The following is a 16,440-nucleotide window of genomic DNA, read 5'->3' as shown; positions in this document are numbered from 1 at the left end:
AATTATATTCAGTTTTACAATTACAAACGTAGGCATTCTACGCTTAATTATATGACGCCACATCAGAAATATAATGAATTAAAAAATGCCGCTTAGAATCTCTACAGAATTTGTTGACCATTACACATTTCATTGCCTGCGGGACAGCGGCAGGTTTGTGTCGTCTCATCATAATGGAAGTCCTCTGAAGTAAATAACCGTGGCTTGCCTTTACTGCGTTTTAGTCGGCGCTTTTCTTGCTCTGTCTCATAAGTTTCACTTTCTTTAAACAGCGGATTTCGTTTTCTAAATTGGTTATCCGCAATGTAAGTATCAAAGCCACTTTTCGCCATGTATTCAAGGTTTGCTTCGCTGTTAAACCCACTGTCTGCGGTGAATTTGATGGCGTGTTTATCTGAGGATTCATCTGTGCTCAGTTTATCTAACTGTTGTTTTAATTGCTTAACCGCTGGCTGCAGGGTTTGCTGCTCGCCCACTGAACCCCATGCCTGTGCTTGCCGTTATTTACCCAAAGCAAGTATTTGATGTTTATCGTCATTTATCGCAATCCCGTTGTAGCCTTGGATTGTACCTTTTGACGTGGTCATTTTCGCGCTATCGGGGTCGGTAATATTACTTTTAATGGGCTTGCCTTTGCTGCCCGTTTTTTCCTCGTGGGTCGCTAAGAACTCCGTGATTTTATCTGCACTTTTATCCAGCTTTTCTTTTTGCTTTAAATCCTGTGTTATCAACTCTTCGCTCAGGCTATCTTGTGATTGGTGACGTTCGATAATACGTTTACTCGCGCGTTCTAGTTTTGCTTTTTTACGCCCTAGCTCATCGAATGTGCCGCTCCATTCTTTACTCGCATTCGATTTCAATTTGCATCCATCAATGGCAAACATGTTACGCCCTATCAAGCCTTCTTCGTCGCATATCATCAGTACTTGCGTAAACAGCGGTTCAATCTGTTCGTGCATTTTGGCCACGAATCCCGCTATCGATGTGTAATGAGGTTGAATATCACCCGACACACTCATGAACAAAATATTCGTCTCACACGCCTTAGCAATACGGCGGCTACTAACCAAACCATGTGCGTAACCAAGTAAAATAATCTTTAGCATCACTGAAGGAGGATACGCAGCAGCACCCGTTTTATCATTGTGATACCACGCATCAAAGCCCGATAAATCGAGTTTATTTTCGACAATATAACAAAGCGCATACTCAAATGTACCTGGCAATATTTGCTCAGCAAAATTGATTGGAATGAATTTATTTTGGCAGGATAAATCAGGCTTGTAGTTGGCCATAACAATTTACCGTGGGTGAATAATATCTATTAGATCACAGTAACCAAATGGATTCAAGGTTAAAAAACAATCAAGCCAAATGCGTAGAATCAGTTCCTAAAAAGAGTAATTCTACAGCCTCAACGCCCGCTTAAGCGGACAAAAATCATTGGTTATAATGTGGAGCGAAGCGGAACCTAACCAACTGTTTTTGTTCCATTTAAAGCACTTGTTAGCACTATTTCTCACCAAAGAAGACGAACCTATAACTATCTTTTGGCATTGCGTCCCCCATGCTACAATCTTTACGAAGAGCAAGGACGCATTCAGTATAGGTTTGTTTTATCGCTACCTGTGGCTGAGCTCGCCCTGACGCTAGTGCCATTTGCTGTTCGATAAAAACATTAACTTTTATCAACACTGAATCGGGAGCCCACAGCCACAACTGAGCATAACAATCTAAAAATGTCTGCTGTTGTTCAGTTGTCACTTCTCGCCCGTTAATGAAAAGCCCCATGCTTTGGATAAAACGGTTATATACCTCACGTTTCTTCGATAGAGCATCAGAGCGAGAATTAATACTCTCTTTCAGCAACTCAACTTCAGACGCATAAGTATTCTTTACAGCTTCAACCTTATCCGTAATTTCAACAAGATCTTCTTTTTTAGCTAAGTTTTTTGCTTTCTCTTTTAAGTAACTCGGGAAGTAAAGTTTACCAAATGCCACTAAACCGAGAAGGACAGCTAAATTTGCCCACAATAAAATTTCGTTCATACCACTCCTACTGAACTCGCATTTTGCTGATAGTGCTAACTTCCAAATATGGGGCGCAAACACGTGTGCAATAATGGCGAAGCCGCGCACGTGTTTGCGTCCCAGCGAGCGACAGCGAGTGCCATAATTTGTTTGTTATATTGCAACATGCTCCAAAAGCTCTTTGAGGCTGAACACTAGAATAACAGATACGAAGCTTACCCCTGCAATCCTTACAGCTGGTGGCGCGTCAGCTTTAATTTTTAGTTGATTGGCAATTCCAAATTCTTCTTTAAGTGAGAAGAGAGCTACTTTATCAATACACCAAATAACTAAAAAACAGTAGACGCTGAGCAAAGAGTAGAACTCAATATCCAAAAAAAGCATGAACAGCATCGTTAAAAGTGATGCGGTTTGAATTAAGAGTGAAACTTTTTTTACCAAGCTAAATCGTCCTTGCGATATAACGCCACAATAACCGAGCGGAGCTAAGCGTGGTATTGTGAGCAAAGCGAACCACGCTTAGCGGAGTCCGGTTGATTGTTTTGTTAGCAGTTTTTGGTGATTTCATTGAATATCTGCTCATTAAGAATTAGAGGGGCCATAAAATCACGAACATACTTTTCTTTTTGACTTTGATCTGAGTCTGCCCACCACTCGGATTCTTTTATATGCTTTTGTAGAAGCTGCGTCTCTATGCGTGAATAGTCAGCCTCTTGCCACTTTATCCAATTCGCTGCTTGTTGTTCGTTGCTCGCAGCCACTAACTGAGCAAATACTTTAAATGCCAAGCTCCCCGTATATGGCGACCCTTGTGCCTCACGTAAACATGAATTTTGATCAAATTTAACTGCCATTAAGGACTTATGTAAAGCCAACAATTCCCAGTAATTTTCTATTTCAATATTCATACTTGATTGACTGCTAACGCTCAAAGCAGCGGTGCGTAGCATCCGCTGCCTTTGCTTGTTATACGCTTACGACTTAGGTTGCTCAAACTTCATTACCATAAATGCCATTTCTGGCTTACATGTTGGCTGACAGGCAAACCCCCACATACTTTCTGGCGCTAACTGAAAAAAATAAACCTTTTGAGTTACACCTTTCTGATTAGTGGCGACGATCTCAATAGTTTCCGGCGCTTCTTTTGGCATTTCATCGAAGCCTTGGCCAAAGCTTTTATACATTTCAGCGGCTTCTTTTTGGCTTAGTTTCTTTGCTGCAACAGAAGTGAAGTGAAATTCATTGTTTACTTTTTTTGGCTGGGCTCGAACCATTTGGGCTGGAATTATTACTGGGGCAAAGCCACCTGGATAATTCCAAAGGACGCTTTCAGCACCAGTCAAGATTTGACCGTAAATCGTGCATTTAACACTTGCTAGTGATTGAACAAGCTTCGGAACCTCCGTGATCATTTCCTTAGGGCCATCTTGGCAGGAAATCTCAAATTCAGGTTGATTTTCTTCGGCCATAGCAAATAATGGAATTACTAAGGCCAGACTAACAATCAAATTCTTAAGCATGATGCTCCCTTTGCGTATAACGCTTACAATAACGGGAAAAACCGAGCGCTTTGCAACGAAGTTGCAGCGAGGCTTTTTCCCAATGAGCGAAGCGAATGATGTTTATTGTTTTGTTAGTGTTCATTGTCAGATTCAACCGTTTCAAACTCAATGCCACCGACACGCTTTGCAATAAAATTGTACCCGAAACACATGAGTCTATTCATTATGTAAAACATAAAACCGTATAGTAATGGTGCTAATGCAAAAATTAAAAACGGAAAATTAGGAATGCTTTCTCCAGTGCTTGTTTTCATTTCTGGAGCGACGAAAAAACCAATGACTCCCATTATGGAAAAAGGAATTGTGAATAGTGCGAACGCTAAAGCAATAACTTTACTAGTTTGGTGCGATGAGAAAGATTTTATCTGGACTTTCATATTTCCTCCATGAACACTAACGCTCTAATAAACCGCGCAATAACGCGGAGCTTTCATTGTGTATACTTCGCGAAGCGAAACACAATGAAAGCGGAGTGTTTTGCGTCGATTTTAATTAGCTTTGTTATATTTTGTTTATATGCTGATACAATTTTCTAGCTTCGAATGGTACTACATGTTTAATAAATTCTTCTTTAGTAGCCCCAAATAATTCAAAATTTTCTTTAGCTTCGTTCAACGTCATTCCATGATTACAAACTGATGGAATAGTTACTCTGGAGTCAATTTCTGAATCGTATTCCCAGAAACATACCTCACAAATTTCACCGCAACCACCATATTTTAAGGTGATGTAACCACAGCAAGGACAATCAACAGTTGGATTATTCTGCTTACTCATAATTTAATAACCGTGTCAGTAAAAATATAACAGCTTATTCAAAGGATCTAAACCCACAAGTTGCAGACAGAAAATCCTTTGAGTTTTTTAATACTTTCAGTCTAACTCCGTATCTAAATGTAAATCAAGGGATTTATATTTGTTGTTTTTTTGTTGTTGTAAAATACAAGAAATAATCCCGCGAGTTGTTGAAAATAAAACCAAACACAACTACTGTTTATATATACAGCAACAACTGGAGCAGATCATGGCTTCTGTATTTTTAGAATCCATCCGTGACTTTATGACAACGCGTCGTTATGCCAAACGCACTATAGACACTTACCAATATTGGATAAAATTTTATACCATGCTAAAAAACATCCAGCGCAATTGGCAGAGTCGGAGGTTGAGCAATTCTTATCTTATTTAAGTAATCAGTGTAATGTTGCAATGAAAACTCAGGCAACGGCTTTAAATGCTTTAGTATTTTTATACCGTCATATTATTCAGCGGCCGTTATCACTTGAGATGAATTTTAATAAATCACTCGTGCCACCTAAATTACCTGTAGTACTGACCCGTGAAGAAATGCAGCGTTTATTATTGGCAATGGATCCAAAGTATAAACTTATCGCTCAGTTACTTTACGGTAGTGGTCTACGTTTAATGGAAGCTGTAAGGCTACGGGTAAAAGATGTCGATTATGACTATGTCTCATTAATGATTTGGCAGGGCAAAGGCAATAAAAACCGCAGAGTAACATTAGCACCCGAACTACTGCCGTTGTTGCGCAGCCAAAGTCACTTGGTAAATGACTACTGGCAACGAGACAAACAAGCAACAGACTATGCCGGTGTCTGGCTTGCGAATGCACTAGCTAGAAAATACCCAGCGGCTCCTTATGAAATGAGCTGGCAATATTTGTTTCCTTCTGCCAAGTTAAGCATGGACCCAGAAAGTAAAAAGCTGCGACGCCACCATATTGATGAAACAACGGTTCGTAAAGCAATTAAGCTGGCAGCAAAGCTGGCAAAAATTCAAAAAAATGTTACCTGCCATACACTACGGCACTCGTTCGCTACCCACTTACTTGAATCCGGTGCAGACATACGCACCGTGCAAGAACAACTCGGCCATAGCGATGTTCGCACCACGCAAATTTATACGCATGTACTTAAAAGTGGTGCCAGTGGCGTAAAAAGCCCGTTGTCGCAGCTACTTTAGGTTCTTATTATCTATTGGAATATCGCGTTTGGGGAATACAAAAAACCCGATAATAATCTTATGTGGAATTGCTGCTGTTAGAAGGGTAAAAAAATAGACCGCAGAGCACTCCCTGATGGTTTAGCTAGGGATATATATCAGCTGCCTGATCAGTCTCACGAGCGAGTCACTCAACAGGACAATGCTTATTTGTAAGCTCCTTGCTTTATATGAATTTTTCTAAAACGCAGCGTCTCTTAACCCTTAATCTTTTTGTGAATCATTGTCTTAACTTTCTAATTTAAATTTTTACGCACACAAAAACGGCATTGCCAGAGCTTTCACCCCATGGGGTTATTTTTTCGTAGTCATGTTCAAACACATGTATTTCAAAATAAGGTTTTAGGGCTTCTTTTAACTGGGCAAAACTAACAGCGACCATTGGGTGCTCGTCGTGCCATATGAATGTTTCGTCTGCTGTTGCTTTATTTATACTGAGCTTTAATGACTGTTTTTCGCCACTGCCACTGTAATTCCAACCAGAGCGGAATGTGAATAGGCTGCCCGCGTTTTCAGCGCTATGCTCTACAAATGAATCGTTATCGATGTGATTTTTATCAACAACGTTAAAGCAAAATATACCACCGGCTTTTAGTGCATGGTGTACGCTTTTAATACAGTCTGTTAATTTATTAATGCCATCGCAGTAATGGATTGAATACAAAAAGCAGGTAATTAAATCAACTTGCTCAGGGATCACAAACTCACTCATATTCTGCAATGAAAATTGCGCTTCTGGGCAACGAATGGTTGCTCTATCTAGCATGGGTTGATTTATATCAAGCCCACTACTTTGATAACCATAATCAATAAAATGACGAACATGTGGGCCCGTGCCGCACGCTAAATCAAGATGCGTATTTCCCTTATTACCAAATATTTGCTGTAGCCTATGAATAAAATAACTTTGGGCTTGATAATCTATATCTGCGCACATTAAGTCATAGTAATCAGAAAGGTCTGTGTATAGAGCGTTCGCGGACATATTAGGCCTAATTATTTGTAGGAGGGTACGTTAAGCCGGGCATAATAAACTAATTATCACCATTAACGAAGCAGATATGAAAGTAAGAGGTTTGTTGGGTTTTGTTTTACTCAACCCAACGTTCAATTTAAATGGCAAATTACTTAAAGCTTACCACTGAGCTTTACTTTAGTTTATCCCTAAATACTTATGTACTTGCACTGATAAGCGCCAGTTTTTTTCAATACAGGTTTCAATTGCCAACTTAGTTGCAGAGACTTTTTGGCTAATTGGTTGCAGGTAAACAAGCTTGGGGGTAACGCCTGTTTTTGCAAATAACTCTTCAAGCTCTACAACGTGTTTTTGCATCGCGATTGGGTGTTTTATTTCATCGGCGCGTTGCATGGCTGAAGTAAGTACGTCGTAGCCGCCACGCATATTAATTTTCGGTGATACCGTCACCCACGTTTGTGCTGGGGCTAAAATCTCAAAAGTGCCGCTGGTTTCTATTTGTGTGCTGTAGCCGTTAGCATGAAGTAATTCGCACACCGGGTTTAAGTCGTACATGCATGGCTCACCGCCGGTGATCACTACATGCTTGGCACGATAAGCACGATCGACAAACAAGTTAAATATTTGCTCAGCTGATGCGTCCGCCCAGTGATCTGAATCAGCCTTTTTCTCAACCGTGTCGTCCAGTGATACTTTATACACATTATCAACTTCCCACGTTTGCTTAGTGTCACACCAAGCGCAACCTACGGGGCAGCCTTGTAAACGTAAAAATATTGAAGGCGTGCCGGTAAAGCTCGCTTCGCCTTGAATGGTTTCAAATATTTCATTAATTTTGTACAAAAGAGTCTCACTCACTACTTGGCATTAATTACGAGCATAAACATAGTTTAAAAAATCAAAAAACACGGTCGGAAATTGTTATTTATGCCCCAGCCGTGTAGTATATCGCGCCCTGATATAAACCTCTATTAAAACTAAGAGCAAAACAGTTATGACGCAAAAAGTAGTTGTGATTTACTCCGGCGGTATGGATTCATTTACCGTATTAAATAAAGCCCTGCAGCAAGGCCGCGAGGTATATGCCCTGTCATTTGACTATGGTCAGCGTCATGTAAAAGAGCTTAAAGTTGCAGCCAGTGTGTGTGAAAAGCTTGGCGTACCGCATAAGATAGTTGATATTTCTGCGATCAATCAGTTAATTGGTGGCTCATCGTTAACTGATGATATTGATGTCCCAGAAGGCCACTACGAAGCCGAAAACATGAAAAGCACCATAGTGCCTAATCGCAACATGATTTTGCTGTCACTGGCTGTGGGTTACGCTGTATCACTCAAAGCAAGCCAAGTGTATTACGGTGCTCACTCTGGGGATCATGCTATTTACCCTGATTGCCGTCCTGAATTTGTGCAAAAGATGGATGATTTATGTCGTATTGCTAACTACGACGCCGTGGAAATTTTCAGCCCGTATTTAAATGACACCAAAATTGACATTCTTACTGATGGTTTAAAAATGGGCTTGGACTACAGCCAAACGTGGACTTGCTATAATGGCCGTGAAAAAGCCTGTGGTAAATGTGGTGCCTGCCAAGAGCGCTTAGAGGCATTTAGCCTTAATAACATTACCGATCCAATCGAGTACGAATAACCCACATTAAAAAAGGCTATCATCGCGATAGCCTTTTTATTATTAACTGAGATAAGTTTACAGCCAACGTTTTACCCGAGACTTGTAATCGCTGTACCCTTGACCAAATATTTTTAATAGAGCCCGCTCCTCTGGAATAATTTGAAACCAAGTTAAGTAACAAATAAAGCCCAGCACACACAATAACGCCCACAGTGATGTTAACCACACTCCCCAACCTGCCAGTATAAAAGCAAAACCAACATACATTGGATTACGTGAAATTTTGTACACACCCGTGGTAACCAGTGCTGACGCTTGATCTGGTTTACTTGGGTTTACAGTGGTTTTTGCTAAGCGAAAACTAACCACCCCAGCAATACAAAAAATACAGCCTGTGGTGAGTAAAATAACCGCAACATAAAAAATAAATGTGGTGAAGTCAATCACACTGTAGTGGGCAATTACCGCCATCAGCACAGTAAAAAAAAGCACTATAATAATCGGAGGAATTTTATTATTTAGCATAGTAACTCACTGTCGTTGTTAAAATTAGTTAATGCTGCAATTAAACACTCATCACACTGTATCACTGATGAATATACCGCAGAGGGTCATGTTGATACAAATAAAGTTACAATTGTCAGCTTCATCATTTGCGCATTCTGGTTATACTTTACACACTATATAAAATAATAAGGAATACAGCATGTCAGGAACTACTATGGTAGTCATGAGCGTATTTATCTCTGTTGGGTTTGGGGTAATGTACGATATGTATAAAAAACATTTAGAGTTTAAACACCGTACACTCACCGATAACAAAGAGTCGAATAATCAAATTGCTGCTGTTACTGCTGAAATGCTTGCGTTAAAAGAGCGTGTACAAACATTAGAAGCTATCGTGACTGATCCTAGTTACAGCGTAAAACAAGAAATCAATAAACTGTAAATTTGCCGCGTTTAAAGCGCTTGCAAGTAATCTGGATATAAATGCGCGTTTTCTGGCTGCTCAATTCCATGAGCGGCTAAAAACCCACAGATCACTTGCCCGCATCCTTGTGGAGCACGAGAGCTGTCAATTTCAAAATTTAATTGATCGGCATGTTGTTTGCCAAGTTCGCATAATTGCAACGCATGCTGCGAACGCAAAACAATACTCAATGCCCCGATTTGCTCTACATTAACGTTTTTACTAAAGCGCGCAAAACCTGCATATTTAAATTGCTCATTTACATAATCATTACTGATCGCTACCAACGCGGTCATCAAGCCATGCAAAAAAGCATTTGCAGATGTATCTGCGGCTAAAAAAATCACTGTTTTTGCGTTAAATTCGCTTAACTGACAGTCAGTACAATTGAGTCGCAGAGTGTAAAGTATGTGCTCATCGGCAATTTTTTGTTGTGCAATTAAAGTCAGTGCGGCTCCAGCAAATAAACATCTAGCAAGTAACTTTATGACACTTTGCGGTTGATGATCAGCAGCCATGGTTAATTGCGGGTTTTGTGCTAATAAAGGTAAATCATGATGGTTATTAAACGGCGTGCTGCTGCCCTGCTCACTATTGAGTTGAAATAGTTCTCTTACTTCGTGTTCACGGGCTATTTTTAACGCTAAAAAAGCGGTTTGGATCAATTCCGAGGTAGGTAAGTTTTCTTCCACAAACCAGCGCCGGCCAAATAATAACTTTTTTGCCTTGGTGCTGCGATAATTATCTGGACTAAGAATGGCCACTTGTAAATAAATTTGCTCATTCTGTTTTGCGGCGAGCACCCGAAAGTGAGTTGAAAACTCAATTTTATCAAGGGTTTCGTTCACGCTTTCGAGGGTATGTTGATAACGTAAAAAATGTTGCGGCACTACCCAGCTCGCGTTACTCAATTGCACGATGGGTGCATAAGCAATTGGCTGCTCACAATTATATAGCAGCTCATTATGAGTATATTTGACTGATGTAAAGTGGTTATTTTTATCTGACATAACTAAACCAAGTAAACTCGCTAACACAAAGCGCTGAAGATGAGTTATTTACGCTGTAACGCTAGTCGATAGATCACAGTGCTGCGTTTAATTTAGCGATATTTTTTGATAATCATCGAGCACATGTTGAAAATATGTACGGTCTTTGTTCAACATCCGAGTATAGTGCGCAACTAATTGTTGCAGATACAATTCGTGCATTTGCTCAGCATTGTCCCACATCTGACTGCCAGTAACACTCAACGCAGTATTACTGGTAAAACTTAGCTGTATCACTTCGTAAAAACGGTTGTTTTCTTGCACCAGTTGTTCTTTGATAAGTCCTAAACCTAACGCCTGTAAACCTTGTCGTAAGGTATAGGTATGATGCACAGGACAAACAATAAAACTGAGTTGTTCACGAAGCTTTTCAGGGCAATTAGCAACCATTTTTTGTACTAGCCTCAGCAGTAATTCTCCACCGACTCCGGCGATAATGATCAGCTGTTTGGCTGATGGCTGCAGCTCAATTGTAGCTACATCCTGACATAATACTTGCCATTGGCAAGCTGCTTGCTGATCACTAAAACGCGTAAGCGTGTGTTCAAGCTCGTCCATTAACGTAGGCACTATATCAACAAAGTTTATTTGCTTGGCGGCTGCCCGCTTTAAAAGCGCCATACCAAGCAAACCGTGGTCACAACAACAGTCCCAAATTACATCATACGGCGCGCAGATCAACGAATCGATTGCACTGAGGCGGCTACTTAGTTTCATTTAAAGCTAAACTTGAGCCGTTTTATAGATCAATGCTTTTAAGCTACGGTCGCTATCAACATCAACAAAACCATGGGTCGGCGCTAGGCGCTCTACAAATTCAATCGCACCTTGAGTGTGTTCGTCTATCAGCGCTTTAAATGACGCTTCACTTAGCTCTGGACTGTTAGCACATAACAGCAATTGAGTATGCTCATTGAGCAGTTCAGGTAAGCGGCGCAGCACTTTTTGATAATCTTTAGTTAAAATGAAACTGCCTTTTTGAAAGCTTGGCGGATCAACAATAATTAAATCAAAAGGGCCAGCCTTTTTAAGTTTACCAAACGACTTTAATATATCGTGCGGTAAAAAGCTCACACTGCGGTCAAAGCCATTAAGTTGATGATTTTGCTTACCGGTGCGCAGTACCCCTTTATTCATATCCATGTTGATCACACTATCGGCACCGCCACGCATTGCAGCAACCGAAAACCCACAGGTATATGAAAATAAATTCAATACTTTAGCGTGTTTACTATGAGCTTGAACAAACTCCCGACCACGGCGCATATCCGGGAATATACCGGTATTTTGACGGCTCATTAAATCCACTAAAAACTCACACTCACCTTCTTTAACACTATGCGGGCTCGGTAGTTGACCAAATAACAGTTTATTTTCAGTTTGTTGTCCGGCGCGTTGTTGAAATACCAACGAGGTGATTAATTCTTTAGCGTGTTGTTGTGCCCATTGCCAAAGCTGCTCACTTAATTGCGTTAGCGTTTGTGAGTCAACTTCGTCGTACGACACTAAAAATAAACACGGCGGGTAAAAGTCGATATTTAGATGACTCAAATGCTCGGTAGTGTGACCGCGGCCATGAAACACACGACAAAGTTCATTGTCTGCTAAGGGCGCACTTTCAAGTGCTGTAATAAGGGGCGTAAAATTATGCATTTTTAATTAACTGTTGTTGTAATTCATGGATTTCATCACGAACGGATGCGGCTTTTTCAAATTCTAAATCACTTGCGTATGCATGCATTTTGGTTTCGAGTTGCTTAATTTGCACTGCGATCTCTTTTGCACTGAGCACTTGCTTACTTTGTTTTCGGATCAGCTGTAAATTATCTTGTGGGCCGGCTCGCTCACCAACATCCATAATGTCAGTAATTTTCTTCAATAAGGCTTGTGGTTCAAGGCCATGCTTAATATTGTAAGCGTGTTGAATATCGCGGCGACGCTGAGTTTCATCAATAGCTTTGGCCATTGATTTAGTGACTCGATCACCGTATAAAATTGCCCGACCATTTAAGTGACGAGCCGCACGACCAATGGTTTGAATTAATGCGCGAGCTGAACGTAAAAAGCCCTCTTTATCAGCATCGAGTATTGCAACTAGCGATACTTCTGGCATATCTAAACCTTCACGCAGTAAGTTAATACCCACTAACACATCAAACACCCCAGCGCGAAAATCACGAATAATTTCGACCCGTTCAACGGTATCGATATCCGAATGCAAGTAACGCACTTTTACATCATGTTCAGATAAGTAATCCGTTAAATCTTCAGCCATGCGCTTAGTAAGTGTGGTTACTAGCACGCGTTCATCAATTGCTACGCGTTTATATATCTCTGACAATAAGTCATCAACTTGAGTTGCCACTGGGCGTACTTCAATTTGTGGATCGAGTAATCCTGTGGGGCGAATAACCTGCTCGGCAATATCATCTCCACAACGTTCAAGTTCAAAATCACCCGGGGTTGCTGATACATAAATTGTTTGCGGTGCTATGGCTTCAAATTCTTCAAAGCGCAGTGGCCGGTTATCCATCGCCGACGGCATACGAAAACCGTATTCCACGAGATTTTCTTTACGGCTACGATCGCCTTTATACATAGCGCCGATTTGCGATACCGTAACGTGAGATTCGTCAATAATCATTAACGCATCTTCAGGAAGATAATCAAGCAAGGTTGGCGGTGGATCGCCCGGCGTGCGACCAGATAAATATCGGCTGTAGTTTTCGATGCCAGAGCAATAACCAAGCTCGGTCATCATTTCAATATCGTATTGTGTACGTTGTGCCACGCGTTGCTCTTCGACCAGTTTATTAGCACTGAGTAACTGCGCACGACGGTCTTTTAATTCAGCTTTAATATGCTCAACCGCATCAAGAATTTTATCTCTGGGTGTCACATAGTGCGTTTTAGGATAGATAGTTGCGCGGACTATGTGTTTTTCAACCGCGCCGGTAAGCGGGTCAAAAATACTTAGCCGTTCTATTTCGTCATCAAACATTTCTACACGCACTGCAAAAGTGTCTGACTCAGCAGGGAATATATCCACAACTTCACCGCGAACCCGATACGTACCGCGGCTAAAATCAATATCATTTCGCGTATATTGAATTTCAGCTAGTCGGCGCAGCATATCGCGTTGATCAACTTTTTCGCCCACTTTTAACAACAGCATCATCTTCATGTATGATTTTGGATCGCCCAAACCATATATGGCTGATACTGATGCCACTATAATTGTATCCCTACGCTCTAATAGCGCTTTGGTAGCACTTAGGCGCATCTGCTCTATGTGTTCGTTTATCGAGGCATCTTTTTCAATAAAGGTATCGCTTGCAACAACATACGCTTCTGGCTGATAGTAATCATAATACGAAACAAAATATTCAACCGCGTTGTGCGGAAAAAACTCTTTCATTTCGCCATATAACTGCGCTGCTAAGGTTTTATTATGCGCCATAATGATCGTTGGGCGATTCAAATCATTGATAATATTAGCCATGGTAAATGTTTTACCAGTACCTGTTGCCCCTAATAATGTTTGATGAGCAAGTCCGGCTTCTAACCCTTCACATAACTGCGCAATCGCGGTGGGTTGATCCCCCGCAGGTTTAAATTTAGATACCAGTTGAAAATGGTCGCTCATGCTTGGCACTCCTGTACAGCTTGGTTACTGATCATATTCAGCTCTTTGATAAACCATTTATAAGCTATTATTGCAGTAAATAAATTACCCAGCGCTGCGCCGATCAGCAAGCCTGGTAAACCGGCATATAAATTACCGACATAAGCAAATGGAATATAAAAAATAAATAATCGGATCACACTTAGAATTAATGCATTCATTGGTTTGTGTAAGGCATTGAACGATGAATTAGACAAAATAATTATCCCTTGCAAACCGTAACTTAACGGCAAGGTAAAAATAAATAATTTGATCACATCGATAACCATCTGCTCTTTACCAAACAACTCACTGATCACTCCTGAAAATGCAATGAGCAGTAAATAAATAATAAACTGCCAAATCATCACAAATTTTAATGTTGTGGTGTACGCCTCTTTAACACGGTTAAGTTTACCAGCACCAAAGTTTTGACTAATAAACGGCGGTAACGTCATCGATAAAGCTAACACCACCAAACTGGCAATTGATTCAATACGACTGCCTACGCCAAAAGCAGCAACAGCCTCAGGTCCATGATGAGCAACCATGGCAATCATCACCGCCATTGCAACTGGTGTTAACATATTTGCACCTGCTGCTGGCAAACCAATTTTAAGAATTTTTCGAATAGAGCTTAATGGGGTTTGGTTATTTGCATTTAGGCTCAGCAAGCCTTTTTTTACTGCTAGCAAATATAAAATAATGACAACGGCTACCGACCATGCGATGACGCTGGCAATCGCAGCGCCTTTAATGCCAAATGCAGGAATTGGCCCAAAGCCAAAAATCAATACTGGGTCGAGTACGGCATTGATAAGCCCCGCTCCACCCATCACTATGCTAGGTGTTTTGGTGTCACCGCTGGCACGTAACACTGAGTTACCAACCATAGGGGTAATTAGAAATACACTGCCTAAAAACCACACACTCATATACTCATGGATCAGCGGCAACACTTGCTCCCCTGCTCCCAGCAATTTAAATATCGGGGAAATAAACAGATAACCAAATAGCGATAAACATACCACCATCACCACTGCAATTAATAATGCGATGCTGGCATCAAAGCGTGCTTCTTCAATATTATTACTACCCAATGCCTTGGCAATAACCGCTGACGTACCGATACCCAAACCAATAGCTAGGCTGATCACGGTAAAGGTTACCGGAAAAGTAAAACTGACAGCAGCTAATGGCTCAGTTCCCAATAAGCTAATAAAAAATGTATCGACAATATTGAACATCATTAACGTGATCATGCCGAAAATCATCGGCACAGTCATTTTCTTCAAGGTCGGTACTATTGGATCGTTTAATAAATCGGGAGCTGAGTTGCTCTGCAAAGTTGCGCGCATGGGAATAAATAAACCTCTTTTATTAAGCGTGGTATTTTAAAGCATCAGGGCTTTTCAAGCCACGCATTTATCAAGTGATTATAAATTGATTACAAAAACGCCTAAAAAACCATAGAAAAGTGTTCTTTTTACGTGTTTAGCGACGATTTCACTTCGAACCTCTACTAAAAACAATAAAAATACATTTTTATAACCTTTATCACAAAAACATCGCGACTGGTGCTGCATTTTTACACAAAAATTGCGCTAATCGAATCGTTACGAATAAATTTACTCATCAACGAAGCTCTTTTCAGCTTATTTTTTCAAGTCATTGTTTTAAAATGAGATAAAAAAACTGTTTTAAATGCTTGATATCCTCACAGTGCCCTAAAAATATGGCTCTGCCAACGTTCTTAAAGTTTCATAAACAGAGTTATCCACAGAAACCGTGGATAACTCTTGCAAAGCCACGTTAATAAAGGCGTGCAAAGGGACGGCTTAAACACGCTAACGGCAATGTTGGCAAATACTAACTTTAGACAATTTGAGTTAAATAGCTCATAAAACATACTTAACCCCTGTACCAATGACCTGTCACATTTATTTAAACGCCCATTCAATATGAAAAAATAAATATAACTAAATGAAATAAAACAATATATATATATTTCCTTGCTATTCTCATGGGTATTAAGTCGCTAAACTAAGGGTTCAGATCTGTATGTCATTTTTTTCTCGGCATTTTTCGTTAACGACTAATTAAATGCATAAGTAAATTTAATTATTGCGAATTTGCGCTTTTATTAGCTAACGTTAAAAAAGTACATTTCATAAATTTATTCGTACAAAACTAGATAAATGATCACTTTTATAATTTGTCTGGCGGTTAACTTGTTTGTTTTTTAGTCGTTGAAAACCGAGATTTTATCACGCGTCTCGATTTACACGGCTTAAATGAAGAGAAAAAAAGCCACAAAACAGCCAGATCGAACATAAAAACATCGAACAGACTGCTTTTTTTTGTTTATCCGGTTTTATGTGTTGACACTTTGCAGCGCGGTCATTAATATTTCGCCCCGTTGAAAGGCACATACGCTTCCCCCTTAGCTCAGTTGGTTAGAGCGACGGACTGTTAATCCGCAGGTCCCCCGTTCGAGTCGGGGAGGGGGAGCCAGTCTTTTCAGCCATAAACG

General features: G+C 40.4%; 19 protein-coding genes, 1 tRNA gene and 1 pseudogene. 5 read left to right on the top strand and 16 right to left on the bottom strand.

Annotated features, from left to right (window positions below; genetic code table 11):
• On the top strand, positions 1–96 hold a 96-nt coding region (locus H5201_RS23565), incomplete at its 5' end, for an IS3 family transposase (protein WP_404936146.1).
• A 5-nt stretch (positions 97–101) separates the two neighbouring features.
• Here H5201_RS23565 and H5201_RS23185 read toward each other — a convergent pair.
• The 8 genes from H5201_RS23185 to H5201_RS11695 form a co-directional block, all read right to left on the bottom strand.
• Positions 102–476, bottom strand: a complete 375-nt coding sequence (locus H5201_RS23185; protein WP_259399686.1) for a hypothetical protein — start codon at positions 474–476, stop codon at positions 102–104.
• A 24-nt stretch (positions 477–500) separates the two neighbouring features.
• Entirely contained in the window at positions 501–1,295 is a 795-nt protein-coding gene (locus H5201_RS11725; RefSeq protein WP_259399685.1) for a transposase, read from the bottom strand.
• 217 nt (positions 1,296–1,512) lie between these two features.
• A complete protein-coding gene (locus H5201_RS11720; protein WP_182740227.1) occupies positions 1,513–2,049 on the bottom strand; it encodes a hypothetical protein in 537 nt (178 codons plus the stop codon).
• Positions 2,050–2,184: 135 nt separating this feature from the next.
• Positions 2,185–2,472: a hypothetical protein gene (locus H5201_RS11715; protein ID WP_182740226.1), complete on the bottom strand. Its 288-nt coding sequence runs from the start codon at positions 2,470–2,472 to the stop codon at positions 2,185–2,187.
• A 104-nt stretch (positions 2,473–2,576) separates the two neighbouring features.
• Positions 2,577–2,981 (bottom strand): hypothetical protein, encoded by a 405-nt coding sequence (locus tag H5201_RS11710; RefSeq protein WP_182740225.1) that lies wholly within the window; start codon positions 2,979–2,981, stop codon positions 2,577–2,579.
• 24 nt (positions 2,982–3,005) lie between these two features.
• Positions 3,006–3,551 carry a hypothetical protein gene (locus tag H5201_RS11705; RefSeq protein ID WP_182740224.1) on the bottom strand — a complete coding sequence of 182 codons (546 nt, stop codon included), beginning with the start codon at positions 3,549–3,551 and terminating at the stop codon, positions 3,006–3,008.
• A 113-nt stretch (positions 3,552–3,664) separates the two neighbouring features.
• Positions 3,665–3,970: a hypothetical protein gene (locus H5201_RS11700; RefSeq protein WP_182735900.1), complete on the bottom strand. Its 306-nt coding sequence runs from the start codon at positions 3,968–3,970 to the stop codon at positions 3,665–3,667.
• A 124-nt stretch (positions 3,971–4,094) separates the two neighbouring features.
• Complete coding sequence (locus tag H5201_RS11695) at positions 4,095–4,370, bottom strand: CPCC family cysteine-rich protein (protein ID WP_182740223.1); 276 nt, start codon at positions 4,368–4,370, stop codon at positions 4,095–4,097.
• A gap of 247 nt (positions 4,371–4,617) precedes the next feature.
• On the opposite strand from H5201_RS11695, the pseudogene H5201_RS11690 reads away from it, so the two are divergent.
• Positions 4,618–5,576 (top strand): annotated as a pseudogene (locus H5201_RS11690) (integron integrase).
• Positions 5,577–5,856: 280 nt separating this feature from the next.
• Here H5201_RS11690 and H5201_RS11685 read toward each other — a convergent pair.
• Together H5201_RS11685 and queE are read right to left on the bottom strand one after the other, a co-directional pair.
• A complete protein-coding gene (locus tag H5201_RS11685; protein ID WP_182719352.1) occupies positions 5,857–6,600 on the bottom strand; it encodes a class I SAM-dependent methyltransferase in 744 nt (247 codons plus the stop codon).
• 168 nt (positions 6,601–6,768) lie between these two features.
• On the bottom strand, positions 6,769–7,434 hold the full coding sequence (queE, locus tag H5201_RS11680) for a 7-carboxy-7-deazaguanine synthase QueE (RefSeq protein WP_145240771.1): 666 nt from the start codon (positions 7,432–7,434) through the stop codon (positions 6,769–6,771).
• A gap of 127 nt (positions 7,435–7,561) precedes the next feature.
• On the opposite strand from queE, the gene queC reads away from it, so the two are divergent.
• A complete protein-coding gene (queC, locus tag H5201_RS11675; protein WP_257326361.1) occupies positions 7,562–8,242 on the top strand; it encodes a 7-cyano-7-deazaguanine synthase QueC in 681 nt (226 codons plus the stop codon).
• A 57-nt stretch (positions 8,243–8,299) separates the two neighbouring features.
• Here queC and H5201_RS11670 read toward each other — a convergent pair whose 3' ends face one another.
• Positions 8,300–8,749: an isoprenylcysteine carboxylmethyltransferase family protein gene (locus H5201_RS11670; RefSeq protein ID WP_182784632.1), complete on the bottom strand. Its 450-nt coding sequence runs from the start codon at positions 8,747–8,749 to the stop codon at positions 8,300–8,302.
• Between the two features lie 181 nt (positions 8,750–8,930).
• Here H5201_RS11670 and H5201_RS11665 point away from each other — a divergent pair, with 181 nt between their 5' ends.
• On the top strand, positions 8,931–9,173 hold the full coding sequence (locus H5201_RS11665; RefSeq protein ID WP_182784631.1) for a hypothetical protein: 243 nt from the start codon (positions 8,931–8,933) through the stop codon (positions 9,171–9,173).
• A gap of 11 nt (positions 9,174–9,184) precedes the next feature.
• On the opposite strand, the gene H5201_RS11660 is transcribed toward H5201_RS11665, so the two are convergent.
• From H5201_RS11660 to H5201_RS11640, 5 genes are all read right to left on the bottom strand, one after another.
• Complete coding sequence (locus tag H5201_RS11660; RefSeq protein WP_182719350.1) at positions 9,185–10,204, bottom strand: hypothetical protein; 1,020 nt, start codon at positions 10,202–10,204, stop codon at positions 9,185–9,187.
• Between the two features lie 87 nt (positions 10,205–10,291).
• Positions 10,292–10,960 carry a tRNA (adenine(22)-N(1))-methyltransferase TrmK gene (locus tag H5201_RS11655; RefSeq protein ID WP_145240737.1) on the bottom strand — a complete coding sequence of 223 codons (669 nt, stop codon included), beginning with the start codon at positions 10,958–10,960 and terminating at the stop codon, positions 10,292–10,294.
• A 6-nt stretch (positions 10,961–10,966) separates the two neighbouring features.
• Entirely contained in the window at positions 10,967–11,896 is a 930-nt protein-coding gene (locus H5201_RS11650; protein WP_182784630.1) for a class I SAM-dependent methyltransferase, read from the bottom strand.
• Entirely contained in the window at positions 11,889–13,889 is a 2,001-nt protein-coding gene (uvrB, locus tag H5201_RS11645; protein WP_145240732.1) for an excinuclease ABC subunit UvrB, read from the bottom strand. The genes H5201_RS11650 and uvrB overlap by 8 nt, the downstream gene beginning before the upstream one ends.
• The gene (locus H5201_RS11640) at positions 13,886–15,265 is read right to left on the bottom strand and encodes an MATE family efflux transporter (RefSeq protein ID WP_145240731.1); all 1,380 of its coding nucleotides are present in this window, start codon (positions 15,263–15,265) and stop codon (positions 13,886–13,888) included. Before H5201_RS11640 ends, uvrB begins: the two co-directional genes overlap by 4 nt.
• Before the next feature lie 1,079 nt (positions 15,266–16,344).
• Here H5201_RS11640 and H5201_RS11635 point away from each other — a divergent pair.
• Positions 16,345–16,421 (top strand) — tRNA-Asn (locus H5201_RS11635).
• Positions 16,422–16,440 lie beyond the last annotated feature (19 nt).

The organism is Pseudoalteromonas sp. SG43-6 (assembly GCF_014164365.1).
GTDB classification, from domain to species: domain Bacteria; phylum Pseudomonadota; class Gammaproteobacteria; order Enterobacterales; family Alteromonadaceae; genus Pseudoalteromonas; species Pseudoalteromonas rhizosphaerae.
Note: the sequence above shows the minus strand (reverse complement) of the source record. Positions and strands in the feature narration are given on the sequence as shown.

What these genes read in the sequence shown, in the direction of transcription:
- H5201_RS11725 (WP_259399685.1), bottom strand. Translation starts at nt 1,295, where the DNA reads ATGGCCAACTACAAGCCTGATTTATCCTGCCAAAATAAATTCATTCCA.
- H5201_RS11720 (WP_182740227.1), bottom strand. Translation starts at nt 2,049, where the DNA reads ATGAACGAAATTTTATTGTGGGCAAATTTAGCTGTCCTTCTCGGTTTA.
- H5201_RS11710 (WP_182740225.1), bottom strand. Translation starts at nt 2,981, where the DNA reads ATGCTACGCACCGCTGCTTTGAGCGTTAGCAGTCAATCAAGTATGAAT.
- H5201_RS11705 (WP_182740224.1), bottom strand. Translation starts at nt 3,551, where the DNA reads ATGCTTAAGAATTTGATTGTTAGTCTGGCCTTAGTAATTCCATTATTT.
- H5201_RS11700 (WP_182735900.1), bottom strand. Translation starts at nt 3,970, where the DNA reads ATGAAAGTCCAGATAAAATCTTTCTCATCGCACCAAACTAGTAAAGTT.
- H5201_RS11695 (WP_182740223.1), bottom strand. Translation starts at nt 4,370, where the DNA reads ATGAGTAAGCAGAATAATCCAACTGTTGATTGTCCTTGCTGTGGTTAC.
- H5201_RS11685 (WP_182719352.1), bottom strand. Translation starts at nt 6,600, where the DNA reads ATGTCCGCGAACGCTCTATACACAGACCTTTCTGATTACTATGACTTA.
- H5201_RS11670 (WP_182784632.1), bottom strand. Translation starts at nt 8,749, where the DNA reads ATGCTAAATAATAAAATTCCTCCGATTATTATAGTGCTTTTTTTTACT.
- H5201_RS11665 (WP_182784631.1), top strand. Translation starts at nt 8,931, where the DNA reads ATGTCAGGAACTACTATGGTAGTCATGAGCGTATTTATCTCTGTTGGG.
- H5201_RS11660 (WP_182719350.1), bottom strand. Translation starts at nt 10,204, where the DNA reads ATGTCAGATAAAAATAACCACTTTACATCAGTCAAATATACTCATAAT.
- H5201_RS11655 (WP_145240737.1), bottom strand. Translation starts at nt 10,960, where the DNA reads ATGAAACTAAGTAGCCGCCTCAGTGCAATCGATTCGTTGATCTGCGCG.
- H5201_RS11650 (WP_182784630.1), bottom strand. Translation starts at nt 11,896, where the DNA reads ATGCATAATTTTACGCCCCTTATTACAGCACTTGAAAGTGCGCCCTTA.
- uvrB (WP_145240732.1), bottom strand. Translation starts at nt 13,889, where the DNA reads ATGAGCGACCATTTTCAACTGGTATCTAAATTTAAACCTGCGGGGGAT.
- H5201_RS11640 (WP_145240731.1), bottom strand. Translation starts at nt 15,265, where the DNA reads ATGCGCGCAACTTTGCAGAGCAACTCAGCTCCCGATTTATTAAACGAT.